At 63.8% G+C, this 22,966-nt stretch carries 22 protein-coding genes, 1 tRNA gene and 1 other RNA gene; 11 read left to right on the forward strand and 13 right to left on the reverse strand.

The window, feature by feature from the left end:
• Positions 1-76: 76 nt before the first annotated feature.
• Positions 77-463, forward strand: a complete 387-nt coding sequence (locus tag ACT3TS_RS10985) for a winged helix-turn-helix transcriptional regulator (protein ID WP_444531551.1) — start codon at positions 77-79, stop codon at positions 461-463.
• Positions 464-492: 29 nt separating this feature from the next.
• Here ACT3TS_RS10985 and ACT3TS_RS10990 read toward each other — a convergent pair whose 3' ends face one another.
• Positions 493-1,413: a LytR C-terminal domain-containing protein gene (locus tag ACT3TS_RS10990; protein WP_444531552.1), complete on the reverse strand. Its 921-nt coding sequence runs from the start codon at positions 1,411-1,413 to the stop codon at positions 493-495.
• Positions 1,406-1,705: a type II toxin-antitoxin system VapB family antitoxin gene (locus ACT3TS_RS10995; protein ID WP_233912616.1), complete on the reverse strand. Its 300-nt coding sequence runs from the start codon at positions 1,703-1,705 to the stop codon at positions 1,406-1,408. The genes ACT3TS_RS10990 and ACT3TS_RS10995 overlap by 8 nt, the downstream gene beginning before the upstream one ends.
• A 131-nt stretch (positions 1,706-1,836) precedes the next feature.
• On the opposite strand from ACT3TS_RS10995, the gene ACT3TS_RS11000 reads away from it, so the two are divergent.
• Entirely contained in the window at positions 1,837-2,724 is an 888-nt protein-coding gene (locus ACT3TS_RS11000) for a hypothetical protein (RefSeq protein ID WP_444531553.1), read from the forward strand.
• A 130-nt stretch (positions 2,725-2,854) separates the two neighbouring features.
• Here ACT3TS_RS11000 and ACT3TS_RS11005 read toward each other — a convergent pair whose 3' ends face one another.
• From ACT3TS_RS11005 to ACT3TS_RS11015, 3 genes are all read right to left on the reverse strand, one after another.
• Entirely contained in the window at positions 2,855-3,334 is a 480-nt protein-coding gene (locus tag ACT3TS_RS11005; RefSeq protein ID WP_444531554.1) for a glutathione peroxidase, read from the reverse strand.
• A 91-nt stretch (positions 3,335-3,425) separates the two neighbouring features.
• A tRNA-Ser gene (locus tag ACT3TS_RS11010) sits at positions 3,426-3,513 on the reverse strand.
• A gap of 379 nt (positions 3,514-3,892) precedes the next feature.
• Complete coding sequence (locus ACT3TS_RS11015; RefSeq protein WP_444531555.1) at positions 3,893-4,105, reverse strand: hypothetical protein; 213 nt, start codon at positions 4,103-4,105, stop codon at positions 3,893-3,895.
• Positions 4,106-4,283: 178 nt separating this feature from the next.
• On the opposite strand from ACT3TS_RS11015, the gene ffs reads away from it, so the two are divergent.
• The 3 genes from ffs (at position 4,284) to recR (ending at position 8,616) form a co-directional block, all read left to right on the forward strand.
• An RNA gene (gene ffs / locus ACT3TS_RS11020) (signal recognition particle sRNA small type) lies at positions 4,284-4,379 on the forward strand.
• A gap of 82 nt (positions 4,380-4,461) precedes the next feature.
• A complete protein-coding gene (locus ACT3TS_RS11025; RefSeq protein WP_444531556.1) occupies positions 4,462-7,941 on the forward strand; it encodes a DNA polymerase III subunit gamma and tau in 3,480 nt (1,159 codons plus the stop codon).
• Positions 7,942-8,016: 75 nt separating this feature from the next.
• Positions 8,017-8,616, forward strand: coding sequence for a recombination mediator RecR (gene recR, locus ACT3TS_RS11030; RefSeq protein WP_444531557.1), 600 nt, complete (start codon positions 8,017-8,019; stop codon positions 8,614-8,616).
• A gap of 56 nt (positions 8,617-8,672) precedes the next feature.
• On the opposite strand, the gene ACT3TS_RS11035 is transcribed toward recR, so the two are convergent.
• Positions 8,673-9,512, reverse strand: a complete 840-nt coding sequence (locus ACT3TS_RS11035; protein ID WP_444531558.1) for a helix-turn-helix transcriptional regulator — start codon at positions 9,510-9,512, stop codon at positions 8,673-8,675.
• Between the two features lie 78 nt (positions 9,513-9,590).
• Between ACT3TS_RS11035 and ilvD the strand changes: the two genes are divergently transcribed.
• Complete coding sequence (ilvD, locus tag ACT3TS_RS11040) at positions 9,591-11,486, forward strand: dihydroxy-acid dehydratase (RefSeq protein ID WP_444531559.1); 1,896 nt, start codon at positions 9,591-9,593, stop codon at positions 11,484-11,486.
• 118 nt (positions 11,487-11,604) lie between these two features.
• On the opposite strand, the gene ACT3TS_RS11045 is transcribed toward ilvD, so the two are convergent.
• Positions 11,605-12,816: an ABC transporter permease gene (locus ACT3TS_RS11045; protein WP_444531560.1), complete on the reverse strand. Its 1,212-nt coding sequence runs from the start codon at positions 12,814-12,816 to the stop codon at positions 11,605-11,607.
• The gene (locus ACT3TS_RS11050) at positions 12,813-13,817 is read right to left on the reverse strand and encodes an ABC transporter ATP-binding protein (protein WP_444531561.1); all 1,005 of its coding nucleotides are present in this window, start codon (positions 13,815-13,817) and stop codon (positions 12,813-12,815) included. Before ACT3TS_RS11050 ends, ACT3TS_RS11045 begins: the two co-directional genes overlap by 4 nt.
• 299 nt (positions 13,818-14,116) lie before the next feature.
• On the opposite strand from ACT3TS_RS11050, the gene ACT3TS_RS11055 reads away from it, so the two are divergent.
• Positions 14,117-15,403: an aspartate kinase gene (locus tag ACT3TS_RS11055; RefSeq protein ID WP_444531562.1), complete on the forward strand. Its 1,287-nt coding sequence runs from the start codon at positions 14,117-14,119 to the stop codon at positions 15,401-15,403.
• A gap of 119 nt (positions 15,404-15,522) precedes the next feature.
• Here the strand turns inward: ACT3TS_RS11055 and ACT3TS_RS11060 are convergent, their stop codons facing one another.
• Positions 15,523-15,753 (reverse strand): hypothetical protein, encoded by a 231-nt coding sequence (locus ACT3TS_RS11060; protein WP_444531563.1) that lies wholly within the window; start codon positions 15,751-15,753, stop codon positions 15,523-15,525.
• Positions 15,754-15,889: 136 nt separating this feature from the next.
• Complete coding sequence (locus ACT3TS_RS11065; protein WP_444531564.1) at positions 15,890-16,114, reverse strand: hypothetical protein; 225 nt, start codon at positions 16,112-16,114, stop codon at positions 15,890-15,892.
• 116 nt (positions 16,115-16,230) lie between these two features.
• Between ACT3TS_RS11065 and ACT3TS_RS11070 the strand changes: the two genes are divergently transcribed.
• Together ACT3TS_RS11070 and ACT3TS_RS11075 are read left to right on the forward strand one after the other, a co-directional pair.
• Entirely contained in the window at positions 16,231-16,719 is a 489-nt protein-coding gene (locus ACT3TS_RS11070; protein ID WP_444531565.1) for a MarR family winged helix-turn-helix transcriptional regulator, read from the forward strand.
• Positions 16,720-16,723: 4 nt separating this feature from the next.
• On the forward strand, positions 16,724-17,641 hold the full coding sequence (locus tag ACT3TS_RS11075; protein ID WP_444531566.1) for a 3-methyladenine DNA glycosylase: 918 nt from the start codon (positions 16,724-16,726) through the stop codon (positions 17,639-17,641).
• 93 nt (positions 17,642-17,734) lie between these two features.
• On the opposite strand, the gene ACT3TS_RS11080 is transcribed toward ACT3TS_RS11075, so the two are convergent.
• The 3 genes from ACT3TS_RS11080 to ACT3TS_RS11090 all read right to left on the reverse strand — a co-directional run bounded on the left by ACT3TS_RS11080 (position 17,735) and on the right by ACT3TS_RS11090 (position 21,516).
• Entirely contained in the window at positions 17,735-18,715 is a 981-nt protein-coding gene (locus ACT3TS_RS11080) for a GDSL-type esterase/lipase family protein (protein ID WP_444531567.1), read from the reverse strand.
• Positions 18,716-18,820: 105 nt separating this feature from the next.
• A complete protein-coding gene (locus ACT3TS_RS11085; RefSeq protein ID WP_444531568.1) occupies positions 18,821-19,642 on the reverse strand; it encodes a hypothetical protein in 822 nt (273 codons plus the stop codon).
• Complete coding sequence (locus tag ACT3TS_RS11090) at positions 19,594-21,516, reverse strand: exo-alpha-sialidase (protein ID WP_444531569.1); 1,923 nt, start codon at positions 21,514-21,516, stop codon at positions 19,594-19,596. Before ACT3TS_RS11090 ends, ACT3TS_RS11085 begins: the two co-directional genes overlap by 49 nt.
• 439 nt (positions 21,517-21,955) lie before the next feature.
• Here ACT3TS_RS11090 and purS point away from each other — a divergent pair, with 439 nt between their 5' ends.
• Together purS and purQ are read left to right on the forward strand one after the other, a co-directional pair.
• Positions 21,956-22,207, forward strand: coding sequence for a phosphoribosylformylglycinamidine synthase subunit PurS (gene purS / locus ACT3TS_RS11095; RefSeq protein ID WP_444531570.1), 252 nt, complete (start codon positions 21,956-21,958; stop codon positions 22,205-22,207).
• Positions 22,208-22,209: 2 nt separating this feature from the next.
• Positions 22,210-22,962 (forward strand): phosphoribosylformylglycinamidine synthase subunit PurQ, encoded by a 753-nt coding sequence (purQ, locus tag ACT3TS_RS11100; protein WP_444531571.1) that lies wholly within the window; start codon positions 22,210-22,212, stop codon positions 22,960-22,962.
• Positions 22,963-22,966 lie beyond the last annotated feature (4 nt).

Here is a 22,966-nt window from a genome sequence, read left to right on the forward strand (position 1 = left end):
CTTCGAACGAGGGGCACCGATCGGTGCACCCTTGTTACTATAAGAGAGCATGTCACTGACGGGAAGAAGGCACTTTGTGGTAACCACCTCATCCGGGTTCGTGCATCCCGGCAACCCCTACCGTGCGGACTGCCCAACCCGCCGCATCCTGGACCGCATCGGCGACCGCTGGACAGTGCTCATCGTGGGAGTCCTCGGGCAGGAAGGCGATGTGCGCTTCTCTGAGCTGCGCCGCCGCATCGAGGGCATCTCGCAAAAAATGTTGACCCAAACCCTTCGCGGGCTCGAACGCGACGGGCTCGTGCGCCGCACGGTGTACCCGCAGGTGCCGGTGCGCGTGGAGTATGCGCTCACCGACGCGGGTTGCACCCTCGTCGAACCTCTTCGCGCCCTCCAGGAATGGTCCATTGAGCACCTGGGCGACGTATCTGCGTCACGGGAATCTTACGACCGCACCGACTGATGAAATGAGCCTGCGGTGCGCGAACCGGCTCAGGGAGCGGCAGCAGGCGTGCCCGCCGCCTTTGTGGCCGCGGGTTCGCTGGGCGGCGGGCTCAACCGCGGGCAGGACAGCACGCCCGGGGTTTGATCCACCTTGGGTGGTGGGACAAGGCCGTTGAACCGGCTGGTCAGGATGATGTCCACCGTGCCGTCCGCGCGGTCGTCCTGCACGTATTCGGAGCTGGCGAAGTTGCGCTGCATGTTGAACGCCGCAGCATGTCCGGCCGGGCCGGAAACAACCACTGTCGGCGCCCCGTAGTCGGTGGATTTGTTGTCGATGTCCTTGACCGGGTAGCCGCGCTTCTTCAGCTCCTCAGCCACCTGCCCGGCCTTGCCTTCGAGGCTGCCGCCGTTGTAGACATTCACTGTGACTGTCTTGTTGGCGGGGTAGTCAAGTTTTTCCGCAGGACACGACTCGGGTGTCGGGGTGGGCCTGCCGGCGCCAAGCTTCAGCTCAAGCTCCCCCCGCTGCACCATGCCGGCCAGCACGACGGCGGCCACCACCAGCGCGAGCAGCAGCACCAAGGTGACACCGTGGGTGATGCGGCGGCGCACGGTGCTGGAGGGCAGCTCCGGGGATTCGGGGTCCGGAAACGCTTCCGCCAGGCCCTCGGAGTCGACGATGTGGTGACCGCGCCACGAGGTGCCGTCCTTGGATTTTTTGCGTTGCTGCCGCAATTCATAGGCGGCGTCGCGCGCCTGCCTGCGCTCGTCCCGCGCAGACCTGCGCCGCTGCCGGGTGGTCAGCAGCACGTCCCTGTCCGGGACAGCAGCACTCGGCTTGGAACCACCGGGCTTGGAGCCGGCTGATTTGGCACGGCCGGGCTGAAACACTGGCGTTTCCGGCACGGCGTTGCGCCCCGGCTGCTCCCCGGGATCCTCGGAAGGCGGCCCCGCAGGCGGCCTAGTCATCTATCACCAGAACTCTGGCGTGCAGGATGGTGCGCTGGTGCAGCGCAGTGCGGACGGCCCGGTGCAATCCGTCCTCCAAGTAGAGCGTGTCGCGCCATTGCACGACGTGGGGGAACAAGTCGCCGAAGAAGGTGGAATCTTCAGCCAGAAGCGCCTCGAGGTCCAGTTGCGCCTTGGTGGTGACAAGATCTGCCAGCCTGACCTGGCGCGGTGCGACACTGGCCCAGTCCTTGGGCGTGATGTATCCGTGGTCCGGGTAGGGGCGTTTGTCGCCAACAGCTTTGAATATCACCTCTTCAGACTAGGGACTCCATGGCCCTAAAGGAACTGCCACGGCTTCGAGCCGCAAGGTGTGTTGCCAAATGGTTACCGAAAACGCTGCTCAAAGTGGCTCTCCGGGGGCAGTGCTGGGATCATGGTTGCATGACTCTCACGCAGCCTCCGCTTGCCCTGCTCCTTGACGTTGACGGCCCGCTGGCCAGTCCGGTGTCCCGCCGCGTCTCGCCGGAGATCATCGCCAACCTGATCGAGCTGGTCCGCAGGGGCATTCCCGTCGTGTTCAACACCGGCCGCTCCGATGCGTTCATCGCCGAGCAGCTGATGGTGCCGATGCTCGAGGCAGGGCTGCCTGCCGGCGCAGTGGTCCACGCCATTTGCGAAAAGGGAGCCGTCTGGTTCACGTTCACCCCCGACGGCCCCGGGCCCGTCCACGTGGACGAAAGCCTGGCCATGCCGGCAGCCTTTGGTGACGCCATTCGTGACCTCGTTGCCGATGCTTACGCCGAGCACATGTTCTTCGACGAAACCAAGCGGGCCATGGTCTCCGTGGAGCAGCACATCGAGGTTGAGAGCAGCAGCTACCTGGCCCAGCAGGAAAAGTTCGACGCCGATGCGCTGGCTTTGCTGGCCGCCCACGACCTGGGTGCCGTGCGCCTGGAGCACCGGGCCCCGGCGTCCACAGGACGTGTTGATTACCGTGTTGACCCTTCGATCATCTCCACGGACATCGAGTCGGTGCGCCTGGGCAAGGATCTGGGCGCCAGCCGGGCGGTGGAACTGCTGGCAGCACAGGGCATTGTTCCGCAGGCGTGGCGCACGGTGGGCGATTCGCGCACCGACTACGCCATGGCCGACTGGCTGCACCACCAGGACCACGAGGTCAAGCATGTCGACGTGCGCCCCGCAGAAGGCGTCCCGGAGAAGCCGTACCCCGTCAAGACGGCTGCGGACCTCAAACTGGGCGACGACGTCGTCAACGACTTTGCCGGCGCGGCGTTCCTGCAGTTCTGGCTGGAAGGCCTGTCCCGCTAACCCAACCCTCTCGCAGCAATGGCTTGATTTATCCCAACCATCTCGCAGCAATGGTGGCTAATCCTGAAACGCTCCCTCAATTGTGAACTGCGTTTCTTGTGAGGCGAGGTTCCCCGCGGTGGCGGTGGCGCTAGAGAAGCGCTGCTTCCACTGCCGCAGAGAGCTCGGGCGAGTCCGGCGCAACGGCGGACTCAAAACGTCCCAGCACAGCGCCGTCGCACGTGATCAGAAACTTCTCGAAGTTCCACTGAATCGGCTCCGCGCCGCCGTTTGTCAGGGCTGCATAGAGCGGGTGGGCTGCTGCACCATTGACCTCGGTCTTGGCGGCAAGCGGAAAGGTGACACCGAAGTTCTTGCGGCAAAACTCTGCGATTTCCTCTTCGGTGCCCGGCTCCTGCCCGCCAAATTGGTTGCACGGGACGCCCAATACCGTCAGGCCCCGGCCCCGGTATTTTTCATGAAGCGCTTCAAGGGCGTCGTACTGCTTGGTGAAGCCGCATTTGGAAGCCACATTGACGAGCAGGATGGCTTTGTTTGCGAGCTCAGGCAGTGTTGTCTCGGTGCCGTCGTTGAGTTTGAGGGCAATGGTATTCAAGGTTTGCGTAGTCACAAGTCGAGTCTAACGTGCCAATTTTCGGGTAGCCGATATTCGCGGTTAATCGACAAAAGGCCCGGAATCTCAATGATTCCGGACCTTTTATTGGCGGAGGATGGGGGATTTGAACCCCCGAGGGCGTTAACCCAACACGCGTTCCAGGCGTGCGCCATAGGCCGCTAGGCGAATCCTCCAGCTTGCCGTGCAAAACACGGCAGGTTCAAGAGTACCTGACAAAGCGCCCAAGTCACGAATCGAACAATGCCCCACACAATGAGGCATTCGATGACCGTCGCACGGCCGCGCGGCCCCGGTGCAGAAAATAAGGGCAATACAGCCCCGTTCAAGCCGTACCACCCTCATTTTCCCCAGGCGGCCAAGCGGAAGGCAGACCACGCGAAAGGATCGAACGCGCAAGGCGCCCATGCATTGCAGGCATCAGTGCTCAGCTGTTCCTGCAATACCGGAACAACTTTACAAGATTGTCACATTCGTACGGCATTGATGACGACGTGTCGGCGTAACAACAAACTCCGCTTGTCCCGACCTGCAACCATCAATAGGACAAGCAATTCAATGCCCGGCCCGCATGGCAAGCGCAGCTGTGACAAAACCCGCAACAGCAAAGGTCGCTGCCATAATCCACAGAAAGAACTGCTGTCCCGAATGCCTGTGGGTGCGCTGGGTGGTGTGGGTTGAAAACACTTCAATTCGGACCAAGGCCAAAATCCCGGCACCGAAGGCCAACACCCAAAATATCCATTCAAAGAATCCGAAACTCAGCATGGCTGTTCGCTCCCATGGTGGCCCCGCGCAACGCTGGGGCCGAAACGCTGCGGGACCGGCTTGGCAATGGCGTCGGTGCCCCTATAGAGGTGAACGTACCACCGCTGGTGAAGAATTGATATGGTCCGCGGTGCCACCGTCGGATTCGCCCGCACCGCAACAGTCAGGTAAGCTGTTTTTCGGCCCCTCATGTGGCGTCACCCTGTGAACTCCCCCAGGACCGGAAGGTAGCAAGGGTAAGCGGGCTCTGGCGGGTGCATGGGGGGTCTTTACTTTTCCCAAAACTTATCCCCAGATCTGCCCAGTCTGCGGCACCGACCGGCATTTTGTCAGGCAGATTAGATAGGGTTTCAACTGTGAGCGCACCAACAGCCCTGTATCGCCGGTACCGTCCCGATTCCTTCGCCACCGTGATCGGCCAGGAACACGTCACCGCGCCGTTGATGGCTGCCCTGGAAAAGAACCGCGTAAACCACGCCTACCTGTTCTCGGGCCCCCGCGGCTGCGGAAAGACCACCTCGGCCCGCATCCTCGCCCGTTGCCTGAACTGCGCCAAAGGCCCCACTTCACACCCGTGCGGCGAATGCGACAGCTGCATCGAGCTGGCCCGAGGCGGAGCTGGATCCCTGGATGTCATTGAAATTGACGCAGCCAGCCACGGTGGCGTTGACGATGCCCGCGACCTGCGCGAACGCGCCACCTTCGCCCCCATCCGGGACCGCTACAAAATCTTCATCATTGACGAGGCCCACATGGTCACGTCTGCCGGCTTCAATGCCTTGCTGAAGATCGTTGAAGAGCCCCCGGAGCACATCAAGTTCATCTTTGCCACCACCGAACCTGACAAGGTGATTGGCACCATCCGCTCCCGCACACACCATTACCCGTTCCGATTGGTGCCGCCAGAGCCGCTCATGGGGTATTTGGCACAACTGTGCGAACAAGAAAATGTCGCGGTTGCCCCCGGTGTCCTGTCCCTTGTGGTCCGTGCCGGCGGCGGTTCCGTCCGTGACTCGCTCTCCGTGCTTGACCAGCTCATGGCAGGAGCCGGTGCCTCCGGCCTGGATTACGACCTGGCCATTGACCTGCTCGGTTACACCCACGCTTCCCTGCTGGACGACGTCGTCGAGGCATTGGCCGCCACCGACTCGGCCACCGTGTTCAAGTCGGTGGACAAGGTCGTCCAGACCGGCCACGACCCCCGCCGGTTCGTGGAAGATCTCCTTGAGCGTTTCCGCGACCTCATCATCGTCCAGGCCATGCCGGAAAGTGCCCACGCGATTTTGCGCGGCACTCCTGATGAGCTGATTGCCCGCATGCAGACACAGGCCGCCCAGTTGGGTGCCGCCGAACTTTCCCGGGCAGCGGATGTCACCAATGCGGCGTTTAACGAAATGACGGGCGCCACCTCGCCGCGACTGCACCTCGAGTTGCTGGGTGCACGCCTCCTCCTGCCAGGCGCCGATTCCTCTGTCCGAGGCATGGCCACCCGGCTCGACCAGCTGGAACGCCGCCTCAATTACTCCGGATCGCAGTCGGCTGCCCCGGCCGGCATGCCGCCTGCCGGAGCCGTGCAGGCTGGCGTCCCCGAACGCGCCCCTGAACATACTGTTGCCGCCCAAGGTTCGACGTCGGCACCCGCCACGGCTGCTGCCGAGTCCTCCGGTGGCGGGCTGGCTGCCGTACGGGCGCAATTGGCGCGTGCAAAAGAAGCAGCGGGTGCAGAAGTGGCGGCACGTCATGCCCCAACTGCTGCTCCCACACAGGATTCAGCTCAGGAATCCGCCCACGAGTCAGCTGCAACCCACCAGGCACCGGCCGCTGAACAGCCCCGGCAGCCCCAGACTCAGCAGCGGCAGCCGGAGGCCCAGGAGTCACCCCAGCAAGGTGGGCCGGCTGCAGCGCCGGCCGCACGCACCTGGGACGACCTCCCCACACCGGCTGGCGACGCCGCCCCTGCCGTCCAGAAGTGGGCTGACCAGCCTTCGCCCGCAACCCCCCAGTCGGGCAACCAGCAAACGGGCGGCTCGCAGCAAAACTCCCCGCAACCCAACGCTCTCCCTGCCACCGCACCGCAAAACAACGTGCCGCAGGCGGACCAGCAGCAGGTTCCGACACAGCTTCCGCAGCAAACGGGCCAGCCGGCTCCGTCCGCACAAGCTGCACCAGCCGCACCAAGCGAACCCGCGGGCGGCCCTTCCAGCGGCTCAACGGGCATTGAGGTAATTCGCCGGGCATGGCCGGAAATCCTGGGTGCACTGCGAAACATTCGCATGGCGTCGTGGGCCATGGTGAATCAAAACGTTGTGCCCCAGGTATTTGATGGGCGGGAACTTCGGGTGGGGCTGCCCTCTTCAGGTCTCATCGAAACGTTCAGCAACAACGGCCACCTGCAAAATTTGCAGCAGGCCATCAACCAGGTGCTGGGCATGACGGTGCAGATCCTGCCTGCCGACGGCGAAGCCCCTGCTCCGAGAGCGAGCGCTGAGCCAAACCCAAAAGTTCAAACCGGTAGCCCTTCACAGCAACGTGAAGGGGGGCGCAGCACTGTGCCCCAGCAGGCGAACCCAGCGTCGCGTCAGGGCCAAGCAAACCCGGTCCACACTCCGAATCAGCCGGCAGCGCAGGCTCCGGCTTCTTCCTCCGCTCCTGCGACGCCCACGGCTGCGGCCACCAGTCCTGCCGACACGAAAGCTGCAGACTCCACACCAGCTGCGCCCGTTGCTGCGGCTCCTGCTGAGACGAAGGCCCCCGCAGTGGTGTCGGAGCCTGCCCGCGGACAGAATCCTGCCGCCATTCAATCGCCTTGGGACGGCCCCAGCGAGCCAAGCGAGCCTTGGGACGAGCCGCACCCGGATTCCTACCCACCGGAGGATTACGCCGCGGCCGTTCCCTTCGAATCGCCTGCTCCGCAGCCAGCCGCAGAAGACCGACCGGCAGCCAGGGACTCCAGCGCTGAACCGTCAGCTGACCAACAAACCAACAGCCAACAGGCACCCCCGCCGGCTTATTCACCGACAAAGGTCTCACCCATCTCGGCGTGGACCACGGGCTGGGACCTGCCTCCGGCGGAACCCGTCAGCGCGGCACCTGTGGAGCAGGAAGCACCCCGCCGCAGCGCCCTGTTGGCCGAGCAGATCGCTCAACAATCAGGACAGCGGTCAGGCCAACAGCCTGACCAGCCTGCACCCCAGGACTGGGGCGTGTCCCTGGGCCAGACCAGCCGACAGGACGTTGCCGACCCGGGCTGGGGTTCCATGGCCAACGCCCCGGACTGGGCGCAGGACACCCAGGGCAGCGACACCGCCCCTGCAGCAGCCACAACAACTGAAACAGCAACGCACGCACCGTCGGCGGCCCATCCGGAGTCGGCGGAACCCGGCTCCACCTCATCAAGCGCAACAGAAACCACGACAGCGGAAAATGGTTCGTTCAATGCGGCCGCGCCCGGCGCGCCGTTGGGGGCGTCCAGCACCTACCCGACCGTTGCCACCGTCACTGCACCGTTGTCCCAGTCAGTTCCGGGCGCCCAGTCAGCGCCGGCGGCCCAGGCGCCGGATGCCGAGCAGCGGCAGGAGGCCCCGGACATGGCAGGCAGCAGCGCGGAACCCGTCGCGGCCAAGCTGAGCATGTACCAGCGCCTCGCCAACAGCTCCGAGGCCCAGGCCGCACGCGCGCAGACTCCGGCACTCGCGGCGCAGACGCCGTATGTCGAGGACGTCCCCAGCCCCGACGACGTGACCATCGAGGAATCCGGTGTTGTGGGCCAGGCGGCTGTGGAGCGTATTCTGGGCGGGGTATTGATTGAAGAGCGCCCGCTGAACCCGTCACACTGAGCCCACGCGGCGCAGCCATTTCCCAACAGTGGATTTGCACCACTGGACGATTTAAACCAATAGACAAGAGGCATTGTGTACGAGGGAGCAGTTCAGGAGCTCATCGATGAGCTGGGGCGCCTGCCCGGAATCGGGCCAAAATCGGCCCAACGGCTTGCATTCCACATCTTGGAGGCCGACACCGAGGACATGCAGCGCCTGGTCAAGGCCATCGTCACGGTCAAGGAGCGGGTGAAGTTCTGCACGGTCTGCTTCAACATCACGGAAGCGGAACTGTGCAACATTTGCCGCGACCAGCGCCGCGACCCCACAGTCATCTGCGTCGTGGAGGAGTCCAAGGACGTGATCGCCGTGGAGCGCACCCGCGCCTTCCGCGGCCGCTATCACGTGCTGGGCGGCTCCATCAATCCGATCGCCGGCATCGGCCCCGACCAGTTGCGCATCCGCGAACTGCTCACCCGCCTCAATGACGCCCAGATCCAGGAAATCATTATTGCCACCGACCCCAACCTTGAGGGCGAAGCCACCGCAACCTACCTCTCGCGCATGCTGAAAACCCTCGGCATCACAGTAACGCGTCTGGCCTCCGGCCTGCCGGTGGGCGGCGACTTGGAGTACGCCGACGAAGTCACTCTTGGCCGCGCCTTCGAGGGCCGCCGCAACGCTCTCACCTAAACAAACTGTTTTAGTACAAGCCGGTTAACATACGACGCCGGATGCCCGGCCGCGCTTTATCCTTCCATCGGGCGGGCGCCCAGTTGCGCGAGGCGTTCGCGTGTGGGTGTCCCCGCGGTGGGCACGTACATGACAAAGTGCAGATCGGGGACGTCGGAGGGGACGAGCCGGTGTTGTTCAAATGTCAGTTCCCCCACCTCCCGGTGATTGAACGTCCGCCGTCGCGAGGCAAAGTTCAACACCACGTGCTCGGCCCAGATGCTGGCGAACTCCGCACTGTTCTCCTGCAGTTTGTGGATTAGTGCCGTGTGGGCGGCCGATCCCAGCCGGGGGCCGGCTTCGGCCCGGAATTCCGCCACAAAATTCCGTGAGGTGATGTCCCAGTCCGGGAGCATTTGGCGCAATTGCGGATCGGTGAACACCAGCCACAGCAGATTCCGCTCGCCAGGATCGACGTCGGCAATGCGTGAATACAGGCACTCATAGGCCCCGTTCCAGCCCGCAATGCCCCAGTCCGGGGCCACGGCGAAGGCAGGGAAATCCAACGCGTCCAACAGGGCCTGTAAATGCGGTGGAACAGCTTCAATGGCGGCACTGCCTGATGCTGGGGCAGCCCCGTGCCCGCCCAACGCCAGTACATAGGACTGTTCGGCCGGGCTGAGCCGCAGCACCCGGCCCACGGATTCGAGCACCTGGCGGGAGGCGTTGATGTCCCGGCCCTGTTCCAGCCACGTGTACCAGGTGACGCTGACCGCGGCGAAGGCGGCAACCTCCTCCCGGCGCAGCCCGAGCGTGCGGCTGCGGCCTATGGGAGGAAGCCCCAGTTCGGCGCGGATCAGGCCGCCGCGGCGGTCCCGGAGAAACTGGCCCAGCTCTCGCCGTCGTTCTTCATTCATTTCACCAAATCTAGCACTGCCACTACTAGTAGTGACGCCGTCTTCCGATGGCGGCCCGAATGCTGGTTAACTACTCTTATGCCTCCTTTACGTTCACGCACAGTCACCCACGGCCGCAACATGGCCGGCGCCCGCGCCCTCATGATGGCCTCCGGCGTTGCCAAGTCCGACATTGGCAAGCCGATCGTCGCCGTCGCCAACTCCTTCACGGAGTTCGTGCCGGGCCACACCCACCTCGCACCGGTGGGCCGGATCGTCTCGGACGCCATCCATGAGGCAGGCGCCATCGCCCGCGAATTCAACACCATCGCGGTGGACGACGGGATCGCCATGGGCCACGGCGGCATGCTGTACTCGCTGCCGTCCCGCGACTTGATCGCCGACTCCGTGGAGTACATGGTCAACGCTCACTGCGCCGACGTGCTGGTGTGCATCTCCAACTGCGACAAGATCACCCCCGGCATGCTCATGGCCGCGCTGCGCCTGAACATCCCCACCGTGTTTGTCTCCGGCGGGCCCATGGAAGCCGGCCGCGTGACCATGACCGACGGCTCCATCCGCACACTGGATTTGGTCAACGCCATTTCCGACGCCGTGGACGACTCGGTTTCCGACGCCGACATCGACCTCATCGAGGCCAACGCCTGCCCCACCTGCGGCTCCTGCTCCGGCATGTTCACGGCCAACTCGATGAACTGCCTGACCGAGGCCATCGGCCTGTCGCTGCCCGGCAACGGGTCACTGCTCGCAACTCACACCGCACGCAAGGAGCTGTACGAGCGGGCCGGGGCCACCGCCGTCGAGATCGCCAAGCGCTACTACGAGGACGACGACGAATCGGTGCTGCCGCGCTCGATCGCGTCCTTTGAGGCGTTCGACAACGCCATGGCCCTGGACATCGCCATGGGCGGTTCCACCAACACGATCCTGCACCTGCTCGCGGCAGCGCAGGAGGCCGGCCTGAAATACGACCTCGACGACATCGACGCGAAGTCGCGCCAGGTGCCGTGCCTGGCCAAGGTTGCCCCGAACGTGGCCGGTGACAAGACGTTTTACATGGAAGATGTGCACCGCGCCGGCGGCATCCCCGCGCTGATGGGCGAGCTGAACCGCGGCGGGCTGCTGCACACCAACGTCAACTCGGTCCACTCAAAGGACCTCACGGGTTGGCTTGACGACTGGGACATCCGAGGCGGCAAGGCGACCGAGGCGGCGCAGGCTCTCTGGACCGCGGCACCCGGCGGCCAGCGCTCCTCCACCGCCTTCTCGCAGTCGGCCGAGTGGACCTCCCTGGACACCGACGGCGCCGAAGGCTGCCTGCGCGACGTGGCACACGCCTTCTCCAAGGACGGCGGTTTGGGTGTGCTGCGCGGCAACATTGCGGTGGACGGCGCCGTTGTAAAGACTGCCGGCGTGGACGAATCCATCTGGACGTTCGAGGGTCCCGCCGTCGTGTGCGAATCCCAGGACGAAGCCGTTGAGAAGATCCTGTCCAAGACGGTCAAGGCCGGCGACGTCGTGGTCATCCGCTATGAAGGTCCCCGTGGCGGTCCCGGCATGCAGGAAATGCTGTACCCGACGTCGTTCCTTAAGGGCCTGGGGCTTGGCAAGGTTTGCGCGCTCATCACCGACGGCCGCTTCTCCGGCGGAACCTCGGGCCTGTCGATTGGCCACGTCTCCCCCGAGGCGGCTGCCGGGGGCACCATAGCGCTGGTGCAGAATGGGGACCGTATTCGGATCGACATTCCCAACCGCTCGCTGGAGCTCCTAGTGGACCCGGTTGAGCTGGATGAACGCCGCGACCGGCTCGAATCGACCACCGGCTACCAGCCCGTGGGACGCGAGCGCGAAGTCTCCGCCGCTCTGCGTGCCTACGCCGCCATGGCCACCAGCGCCGACAAGGGCGCCATCCGCCAGGTTCCAGCGGATGTGGTCCTGATGAAGGCCCCGCGGACCCGGGTTCCTGTCGCGTAGCAAGCCCCCTCCTCCGTCGAGTTTGCACTTATTGCACTGGAAACCGCTTACCTCCGCGATTTTGGTGCAATAAGTGCAAACTCGATTTTTATTGGCGGGGAGAAGCACGCCTCGGCCCTCAGGCCACACGGGTCCCCTTCGGCAGCTTGCCCGCCGGGGTGCGCAGGGCCCGCCAGCCGAGGGCCAGGATGCCCGCCGCGACCAGCAGTTGCAGTCCCAGACCCAGCGGCCAGAGCGGCGTCTTTTGGTCCAGGTACGACGACGAGTTCGCCTTCCCGTTGGCGCACGGATACGTTGCGTCGGGACCGGCTTGCGCATAGCGGGCGCCCTGGCTGATGGTTTCAAACAGACCCGTCGGATAGTACTGCGCGGGCGTGACGCTTCGTTCGGCGTAAGGAATGGCGTCGGCGACCACCACGAACGGATTCATGGCCAGCATCCATGCCACGCTTTCGGTGCGCGGAGCGGGTTGTTCCACAAGTGGCCCGTAACAGGCGTAATCCGCACCTTCATCCGTGATGTCCTCGGGTGTTGGCGGTACCGGATACATGTCCTCAGGCTCCACACCGGAGTCCGGTTCCTCCTGGTACACCTCCTGGCCCTGATAAAACGTCTGGTTTGCCGCCACTGTGCCGTTGCTGACCATCATGCCCAAACCGAAGGCAATGAGCGTGCCAAACGCCAAGGCTGCCACCGTCAAATACGTGACCACGATGGAAAACAGCGGCCGGTTGGCGAGCGCGGAAATACCCACGCCCAGTGCACACACGACTCCGAGTTCAATGGCGAGCAGGAGCAGGGCGACAAAGATGTAAGCCACACCCAGACCGCCCTGAGCGATGCCGAATATCAGGAACGGCACGCTCACCACCAGAAACGCAAGACTGACAATCCACGATGCCAGAAACTTCCCCCACAGGAGTTGCCCGGGCCGCAGCAGCGTCACCTGCAGGATGGCCAGGGTTCCGGCGGAGCGGTCGCCGCTGATGGCATTGGCCGAGAATGCGGGTGCAACGAGCAGGCCGAAGAGCAGCACAAACGCCAAAACGGCTTCAAAGATCAACGGGCCCGGGCCGACCCTGCCAAACCCGGGGTCAAAGTTGTAACCTGACTGCGTCTTCCAACTCATCCAGACCAGGGCCGTCACGAGCCATATCAGGGCAATCCAAATACCCAGCATGATGTACCAGCCGCGCGAACGCAGCCGCTGGCGCAACTCCATCCCCACCACCGCCGCCACGCCTGTGGCATAGCCGCTTATCCGGCCGGGGCCCGGCGAAGGAGTCCCGGGGGCTGAGTGCGGGGCGGGCCCGTTCTGCATCGTTGTCATGGCTGCTCCACCTTCATGCTCATGTAGGTCTCTTCCAAGGCGCCGGTGGCCGGGGCAAAGGAACTCACGGCTACGCCGGCCGCCACCAAGTCGCGCAGCAGCGCCGCCGCCCGCTCTTCCCGTTCCACATTGACGCTCGCTGACGGGCGCCGGCCCGTGCCCGGTTCGAAGGCGACACCCAGTGCTGTCAGCGCCGCGGCCAGGGCAGCCGGGTCAAGCGCCGCAATGGAGTACCTGCGCCCCAGCCCTGTGGCTTGTTCCACGGTTTGGGCCAGTACCGACCGTCCGTGGTTCACGAACACCGCACCGTCGGCAATTTCGTCAAGCTCCGCCAATACATGGGAGGAAACCACAACGACCTTCCCCTCCGCTGCGAGCCCCCGCAGAATGCTGCGCAGTGCAATGCGCGATCCCGGGTCCAGCCCGGAGGCGGGCTCGTCGAGCAGGAGGACCTGGGGATCGTGGATCAACGCGCGGGCCAGGCTCAGCCGCTGCTGCTGCCCGCGCGAGAGGACCCTCGCCTTCTGGTCGGCCAGGGCGGAAAGATTCACCAGCTCCAGCAGTTTCTCCACTCGGGCCGGGATCTGTGCTTTGGGGAGTCGGTAGAACTTGCCCATGGTGGTTAGAATCTCGCGCGCCGTCAGCGCCTCCCACACGCCCAGCGTGTCCGGCATCCAGCCAATCTTGGCCCGCGCCGCGGCGGGATCCTTGACCGGGTCGATGCCCATGACGCTGATGCTTCCGGCATCCGGGGCCAGCAGCGACGCCAGCATGAGCAGCAGCGTGGTCTTGCCCGCACCGTTGGGCCCGATCAAGGCCGTCACCTGCCCGGCCGGTGCCTGTACGTCCATCTGCACGACGGCGTGCACCGCGCCAAAGCTGCGGGACAGTCCGGTGGCGCTGAGGCCGAGGGCGCTTTCTGCGGTGGGCGGTTCGGGCGGGTTCGGCGTCCCTGGATTTGGCTCGGCCGCGTCGGGTGGCGGTGGCTGCAATGCGGTCATGGAAACCTTCCTGTGGGCCGCGATCGCGGCCTTGGCATCAGCCTAAGGTGCCACGGGCGTCCGCGTCATCATCCCGCCGTCGGACGTTGAAAGTGTTTTTCCGCAGGAAACCGCGGTGTCATGGACCAGCATGTGGACACTTCAATTCCACGTTCACGCGGCACCGCGCTAAACTTGGGGCACCTGCCTTCCGCGTTGATGATGCCGCATTGGCCCTGCGCGCGGCGCGGCCCGGCGCGAGCGGCAGCAATTTTCCTACTTTCAAGTGTTGCGTTAGGTAAGTCAATGAGTGTGCACCCATGAGCCTGATTGTTCAAAAGTACGGCGGTTCCTCCGTGTCCGACGCCGCGGGCATTCTGCGCGTGGCCCGCAGGGTTGTCAGCACCCAGGAGGCGGGCCACGAAGTGGTTGTCGTCGTTTCAGCCATGGGCGACACCACCGATGAACTGCTGGATCTCTCGGCACAGGTTTCCGAACATCCCCCGGCCCGCGAACTGGACATGCTCATGACCGCCGGCGAGCGGATTTCGATGGCACTGCTGGCCATGGCCATCAGCGCCCAGGGCGGGGTGGCACAGTCGTTCACCGGCAGCCAGGCCGGCATGATCACCGACGGCATCCACGGCAAGGCCCGCATCATCGATGTTGACCCGCACCGCGTCCGCACCGCCCTGGACAAGGGCAAGGTGGCCATCGTCGCCGGCTTCCAGGGCATGAGCCGCACCACCCATGAGATCACCACCATGGGGCGCGGCGGCTCCGACACCACCGCCGTCGCCCTCGCCGCGGCCTTGAACGCCGACGTCTGCGAAATTTACACCGACGTTGACGGCATCTACACCGCCGACCCGCGCGTGGTGTCCAGCGCGCAGAAAATCAGCAAGATCTCCAGCGAGGAGATGCTGGAAATGGCAGCCTCCGGCGCCAAGATTCTGCACCTTCGCTGCGTGGAATACGCCAGGCGCTTTGGTCTGCCGATCCATGTGCGCTCATCATTCAGCGACAACGAAGGAACCTGGGTGCTGCCCAGCCCCAACGACAAAATCAAGATCTCAGAGGGAGTTGCCTTGGAGCAGCCAATCATCTCCGGCGTGGCCCACGACCGGTCCGAAGGCAAAGTCACCGTGGTCGGCGTGCCCGACATCCCCGGCAAGGCCGCGATGATCTTCGGCATCATCGCCGGCGCGCACACCAACATCGACATGATCGTGCAGAACATTTCCACGCGCGGTTCCGGCAAGACGGACATCTCCTTCACGCTGCCCATGGTGGAGGGTGAGGACGCGCTGGCCGCACTGCGCGCCCGCCAGGAGGATGTCGGCTTCGAGGACCTGATCTACGACGACCAGATCGGCAAACTCTCCCTGATCGGCGCAGGCATGCGCTCCAACCCGGGCGTCTCCTACAGCTTCTTCAAGGCTCTGTCCGACGCCGGTGTGAACATCGACTTGATCTCCACCTCCGAGATCCGCATCTCCGTCGTGACCCGCGCCGACCTGCTCGACGTGGCTGTTCGCGCGGTGCACCAGGCCTTCGATCTGGACAGTGACGACGAAGCAACCGTTTACGGCGGCACGGGCCGCTAACGCCCACGCCCTCCCAGCACGCAAACTGGCCCGCAGAAGTGGTTGTGAATCGGCAATATTTCGCCGCTTTCACAGCCGCTTCTGCGGGTCAGTTTAGTTAGTCGGTTTTCAGCTGGAGGCTAGTGTTCTTCAGCCGGCTGTTCGTCCTTGCGGACTGCATAATGGTGGCCCTCTGAATCCGTCTCCTCGGCAAAGTGGGAGAGCTGTTCATCGCTGTTGTCTTCATACTCATCGTGGCGATGCACCACGGGGGAATCCATGTCACCTTGGTCCGCAGGGCCAAACACCTTTTGGAACTTCTCGGTGGCGTGCATCATTTTGTGCACGAATTTATCACCGCTCGTCATCATCAAAACCCCCTCTCCACCTCGAAAACCGCTGTGTTCAGGATCCCTCTAGTTTACGCCTGAAGCCGCGCAAAGGCACTGGCCGGACCGCCCCGCGGGACTTGGCCCCCGCCCGGGCAGCGACCGGCGGAGTGCAGTCCTAGCGCAGGGACTGGTCGTTGGGGTCCGCGGGAACAAGGTAGGTGCTGCCGTCAGCCCGGGTCGCGGTGACAAATTGGCTGGAGGCGGCCTGCTGGGAGGCAAGCAGTGCCTTGTTTTCCGGCGTCATCTCGTGATCGAGGGGGCTGCTGCTGGCCGGACCCAAAACGTAGCGCAGGTGACCGGTGAAGCGCATCAATTTGTGGACAAGGCGCGTCTTCGGCATGGCGGCTTTCCTTAGCGGAGCAGGGCGCAAACGTGATGTTCGAGCCGATTGATGGTGTCGGTTCCATCCATAGTACCCTGTTAGTTAGTGCACTAACTAAATGAGGGAGGGTGTCCATGAACACCACCGAGAACGACCTGCTGCTTGAGCGCCAGCTGTGTTTTGGGCTCAGCGTCGCCTCCCGCAGCGTCATTTCCGCCTACAAGCCGGTACTCGCGGCCCTGCAGCTGACCCACCCGCAGTACCTGGTGATGCTGGCCCTGTGGGAGCGTGCACCGCGCCGCGTCAAGGACATTGGCGGCGCCCTCCTGTTGGAATCGGCCACGCTCTCCCCGATCCTGAAGCGCCTGGAGGCCCTTGGCTATCTCACCCGCACCCGGGACGACGCCGACGAGCGCGCCCTGGCCGTCGACCTCACCCCTGCCGGCACAGCCCTGCGCCAGCAGGCACTTGCGGTGCCCGGCACCATGATGGCCCGGCTCGGCCTGGATCGTGAGGGCGCAATGGCCCTGCATCGGAGCATGATGGCGCTCATTGACGCAGCAGCGCACGCGAACGACGCCGACACCGCGGCTGGTCATACTTCCGCCATGGCGGATAATTGATGGCATGACCCCCGCCCTGCACTCCCTGGCCGAGGATGCCTGGCTGGCGCGCGCTGCCACGCACCACTCCCGGGTGGACCGTTACGCCGCACCCTACCTGGCCCGGCGCTCAAGCAATCAAAAGCATCCCGTGGAAGACTTCCTCTTCACCTATTACACGCAAAAGCCGGGCCAGTTGTCCCGCTGGCACCCCGGGGCAGGCGTTGTCCTCACGGGCGCTGCCGCCACCGAGCGCCTGGACTGGAAGTTTTACCGCCCCGCGGACGACGTCGAACGCGAGGTGAGCGGGGCACCCCGGCAAGGCCCCGCCGTCGTGCTTGATGTGGAAAAATTTTTGGAACAACGCAAGGACGCGGTGGATTTTTCCGCCATCATCCTGGGCCGCACGGCTGCCCGCCCTGCCCAATTTGGCTGTTTTGGGCTCCATGAGTGGGCCATGGTGTACAAACAGGAGGCCAACGAGGTCCGCCATGAGTACCTCGAGCTGCGCCTGGGTTCGGCGGGGACCGATCAGGTCGTGGAGGACAGCCGGATCCGCTGCACGCACTTTGACGCTTACCGTTTTTACACCCCGCAGGCATCGGGGCTCAATGAGCTGAGGCCCACGCGGGAGAACCAGCGCGATCTGGAGCAGCCCGGGTGCCTGCACGCCAACATGGACCTTTACAAGTGGGCCTACAAGTTGTCGCCGGCCCTGCCCAGTGAGCTCGTCATGGATTGTTTTGAGCTGTCGTGGCGCATCCGGGCCATGGACATGCAGGCTTCACCGTACGATCTGGCCGAGTGGGGCTACCCGCCCATCCAGATCGAGACAGTTGCCGGCAAGGCCGACTATGTCGCGGCGCAGCGCGGCTTCAGTGCGGAGGCGGCCCTGTTGCGAGAGCGGCTGGGCACCGCGGTTTCAGCTCTGACCGCACCTTAACCAGGCGCTGCAATGGCGGCTTTTTTACATCGCAGGCGCGCCATTACTGCGAGAGCGTTCCCTGAAACAGCACCATTGCTGCGAGAGCGTTTGTCAGTTGAGGGCGGCCACCAACTGGGGCGCAAGCCGTTGCGCCATGAGCGCGTAGCCTGCCGTGTCCGGATGCAGGGTGTCGGGCAGCCGCTCCAGCGCTTCCTGCCCGGTCAGAACAGTGGCGCCGTCAACGACCTGGAGCCGCTTGTCCCCCTGCTCCTGCATCACGGCGATAGCCTGCGCCGTGGCGCGGCGGTAATCCGCCAGTGTCCAGCCCACCGCATTCAGCGTGTTCTCCCTCGGCAATGACAGAACCGGAGTGATGACGACGATGGGGACGTCCGGATGCGCTGCCCGGACGGTCTTGATGAAGCCCTGCAGGGCCGGACCGTAGCTGCGTTCGGAGAATGCCGCGGCGTTGTAGCTGTTGATGCCCACGCACAGGGAAATGATGTCCGCAGGGGTTTGGGCAATGGTGTCCGCCGCAACCGGATCCAGCTGGCACTCCCCCGCCAGGCCAAGGTTGGTCAGCTGCCAGCCGTTGCGTCCGGCCACCAGTGCGGGCCAGGTTTGGCTGGGCCCGTCCGCCTGTTGGCAGTGGGTAATGGAGCTTCCATAGGTGATCCAGCGCGGGCCCGCTTCCACCGCGGCGGTGACGGATGCGGCGTCGAACGTTGCCTGATGCAGGGTGAAGTCGCCAAAGTGCGGCAGCCACAGCTGGACGAGCGAGTCCGGCGCCAGCCCGCCCAACACCAGGTCGTGGCGGTGACTGCCGACGGCCGGCAGCCTGTGGGTGAGTTCGCCGTTGACGAGGATGTCATAAGGGGCGCAGTCTGCGGCGCCGTGGCCGGCAACTACCAGCGTTCCGCCGCTGGTCCGCCAGGCGGCGCGGACGCCGGCGGCCATGGCTGCGCGATTGGCGAGACCATCCGTGCAGGGCGGCAGGTAGCCGGTGGCATCCAGCCTGCTGAAGCGTTGGGAACCGTCGCCGTCTGTTTCAACCTTGAACATTCCGGACCACTGCGCAGCAACTGAAACCATGGGGCAATCCTATCGAAAATGGTTCGGGCCCCTGCCAGTGGAATCCGGCAGGGGCCCGAAAGTGCGTCACCACACCCCTCGCCTGGGGATGGGGGAGGTGGAGTGTTACTTCGCGGCCGGCGTTACGTGGAAAGTGCCAAAGGAAAACAGCACGCCGTTGCCATCCGAGACCACAAGGGTGTCCTTGCCGTTCTTGGTGTCGTCCGGAACGGTGAACGTGACGGTGCCATGCTCGTCGGCCAGGAACCAGCCGATGCGTGCGCCGTGCTGGTTCAGGTGCACGTAGCTCCATTCATTGGCCGGCAGGTTGCTCACGATGACGGTGTCTCCGGTGCTGTACTTGCCAGGCTTCAGACCCAGGTCCACAGGGGCCTGGCCCTTCAGCTGTGCCCGCTCAACGGACGGCTCGAAAGCCGGCTTCTCAGGGGTTGTGGGCAGAACGGGCAGCTCGACTGCCTGCACCGCAACGGCTGCGGAGGCATCCTTCGCGCCGTTGGCGGCGGTGAGTGCCACGGAACGTTCCGCAACGGCACCAGCGGTGATTTCCGCCGTGGTCAGTTCACGGGTTTCGGTCAAGCTGGTGGAGTCACCGACGGCCAAGGTGCCGTGCTCGGTGCCGAGCCCGGCAACACCGGTCAGGGTGACGTTCCCGGAGTTGGCGGCGGTGGCTGTGGTGGTCACCGTGTCCCCGGCACCGGCCAGGCCGTCTCCGTCAAGGTCATTCCACACCGAGGCCGCCGTGGCCGACAGCTCGGGGTTGCGCACGATCAAATCAACTTCGTCACCAACGATGGTGTAGTCCACGGAAGCTGCACCAGTGCCGCTGGCCTGCCATGCCGTGACCGGAGCAAAGAAGCCCTGTGCCAGTTCCGGCGCCGTCACTGTGTGCTTGGGCGTGGTGCAGTTGTAGCCGCCCCAGACAAGCAATTCCCGAAAGCGGCAGTTTCCGGCACCGGGGGGGGGGGAAGGAACGGACTGAAGTTTCCGGAAATCGGGGTGGCTGCAACGGTGATGTTGCTGAGACTGTCCACCCGGAATGCGTACGGAACGGCTTCGTCCACAGCATAAGGGTTGGTGGCAAGGTCACGCTCAGTGTCTGAGATCGAGCCCTTGATGGAAAGGCCGGCGATATTCGTCGTGGCACCCCCGGTGATGGAGATGGGCGCGGCACCGAGGGCGGCTTGACCATTATGTGAAACGGTTGCAGTCAGGGCAAAGGCACCGGCCTTGGCGTAGGCCGGGATGGTGACGGGCACCGTGACAACGGCGCTCTGTCCTGGCGCCACATCGGGAACGTCCACCGAGCCAAAGGTCCAGCCAGCCTGGCCTTGGAACGATGCGACGGCCCCTGCCAACGTTTCAGCTCCGACATTGCGGACGGTTACGGCGGCATCAACCGTTGCACCGCTGGCACCGGAGAGGGCTGCAACGCTCACTTCAGCACCGCAGAAAACATTGAGCCATTCAGCGTTGAACTTGGCAAAGTAAATGTTTTCCTGATCGCTTTCGTACAACAATCCAAAGGTGCCGTCACTGAGTGCCGTCACGGTGGAGTAGGCCATGTTGCCATTCTTGAACTGCGTTCCGGCGCTCCACGTATTTCCGTCATCACAGGAGTAGCGGATGGTGCCATTACTGCGGCCGGAGGTGCTGTTGGCGTTGGAAAACAAGAGAATCTTGGCTTCTGCCGAGTCCTCGGGAGCGTCGGGATACATGCGTGCAATGGATGCGTTGTTCCCGGGATCAGTCAGATTCTTGTCGTAACGAACTGCACCCCAGCTCTCGCCACCATCTTTGGAGATGACGACGTGGCGGCCACCCTTGCGGACGTTGTCGCGGGAGTTCAGCATGACATCGCCGTTGGAAAGCTCAACCACCTTGTTCTCATCCATGGCTGCGCCGACGTTTCCACCCTTGGCCCAGGTCTTGCCGTGGTCATCGGAGTAGACGCTGTAAGCCTGAATGACTTCAGCACCTGCTGCATTGAGGACACGGCCGGCAAATTGCTGGATCAAGCGGCCCTTGTGGGCGCCATACTTGAGCTGAATGCCCTCGCCGGAGGACGCGAACATGCCCACGACACCGCCCACGTTGGCGACACCGTTGACAGTCTCACCCAAAGGCTTGACGACGTCGGTGACCAAGGGGCCGTCGAATTCTGCGTACGGGGAATCAGCAGGATGGTTTTGCGGGACGGGAAGCGTAGGGATATTGCTTGGATCCGTAGACCAGGTGAGCCCCTTGTCGGTGGAGATGGACACCTCGGTGCCGGTCACGTTGCGGTTTGAATCGTCGGTTCCGAGGACGCTTCCGAAGAATCCTTGATTCTTCGAGTAAACGTGGAAATTGAAGACGGTTCCGGTTTCTTTGTCCACAACGTAGCTGGGGTCGCTGAAGCCGTATTGAAGAGTGCCGCCGCTGCCAATTTGGCCGCGTGAAATGAACGTGGGCTTCCCCCAGGTGACGCCCCCGTCCGAACTGCGACGTTGGATGATGGAGTTGGGTGCCGGTGAGTCGCCACCGTTGGGGCGTCCGTCATAGGAAGCCAGGACGACTCCATCGCCCAAGTCGGCCAAGGCAGGAATACGGTATCGGGGCGCCAACGTGGCGTCGAGGGCGTTGTCGCCTTGTTCCGCCAGGGGCTGCTCCGCGTAACCCGGCGCCTGGACGTCGGCCGACGGGGTTGCCTCCTGAGCAAAAGAAGGTGCCATCATTGAGGCGGCCAGCCCTGCCGCCACAACCCCCGCGGCTACTGTGATGCGTCCGCGCTTATGCCGGAGCACTCTCTCGGTGAATTTCATCGATTCCTTTCAAGGGGCCGTCATTGGCCACCAACTGCAGTCAAGGGAAAACCACGTTCTTTGTGACATCCAGCAACTTCTGAAGATCAGACATGGGATGACCTACAACACAGTAGCGTGTTCTGCATCACTTTTGTCATCGATGCGTTGTGTTACTTGACGCCGTCCAAGGATTTGGCCTTGGGCAAGGAAAACTGTGCCGGCCGGGGTCAATGGCCGCGTCGCCGTTCCTGGCGGCCACTGCTGTTCATCGCGGGCAGCCGCAGATGCGACGTACGCCACTGAAATTCTCCAGTTTGCAATCACTGCGTAGAATGGGATGGCAAGCTCGCGGAGCGCTTTTCTTATCGATATTCAAGCCGAATTCATCTTTGGCCCCTAGGACGGCGTAAGACGGCACCTCCGCGGCAACCCCTCTTACTCACCAGGAGTTCCTTCGATGCCTCGGATCGTTGTCGACGTCATGCTCAAGCCCGAAATTCTGGACCCGCAGGGGAAGGCCATTGTTGGCGCACTCCCCCGCCTGGGTTTCACCGCATTCTCAGCTGTCCGCCAGGGCAAGCGCTTTGAACTGACGGTGGACGGCGAGGTGACCGAGGAGATTCTGGCCCAGGCACGTGAAGCAGCTGAAACGATGCTGTCCAACCCGGTCATCGAAGACGTGGTCAACATTGAAGTTGTGGCGGACTAGCCATGAGTGAAACCCCCTTGATTGGCGGAACCACGCTGGTTCCCGTTGATTCCCGCCTGGCCGGCGCACGCATCGGCGTCGTCACCTTCCCCGGCACCCTCGATGACCGCGACGCAAGCCGCGCCGTCCGCCTCTCCGGTGCCACCGCCGTCGACCTTTGGCATGCGGACACGGTCCTGGCCGATGTTGACGCCGTCATCATCCCCGGCGGCTTCTCCTACGGCGATTACCTGCGCGCCGGTGCCATCTCACGCTTTGCGCCGCTGATGTCGCAGATCGTGGACGCGGCGAACTCCGATGCCAAGCTGCCCGTGCTGGGCATTTGCAACGGCTTCCAGATCCTTACCGAGGCGCACCTTTTGCCCGGTTCCATGATCAAGAACGACCACTTGAAGTTCCTGTGCCGCGACCAGGTCCTGCGTGTTGAAAACACCAACACCGCCTGGACCAACGCGTACGCCACCGGACAGGACATTACGGTTCCGTTGAAGAACCAGGATGGCCAGTACATCGCGGACGAAAAGACCCTCGATGCCCTGGAGGCCGAGGGCCGGGTGGCCTTCCGCTATGTCGGCGGAAACCCGAACGGTTCGCGCCGCGACATTGCCGGCATCTCCAACGCCGCCGGCAACGTGGTTGGCCTCATGCCGCACCCCGAGCACGCAGTGGAGACCGGCTACGGCCCCGGCCACACGGGCACCGACGGGCTGGGCTTCTTCACCTCCGTCTTGAACACACTTCTGGGAGGCAAATAAATGT

It is taken from the genome of Specibacter sp. AOP5-B1-6 (genome assembly GCF_052376555.1).
Lineage (GTDB): Bacteria > Actinomycetota > Actinomycetes > Actinomycetales > Micrococcaceae > Specibacter.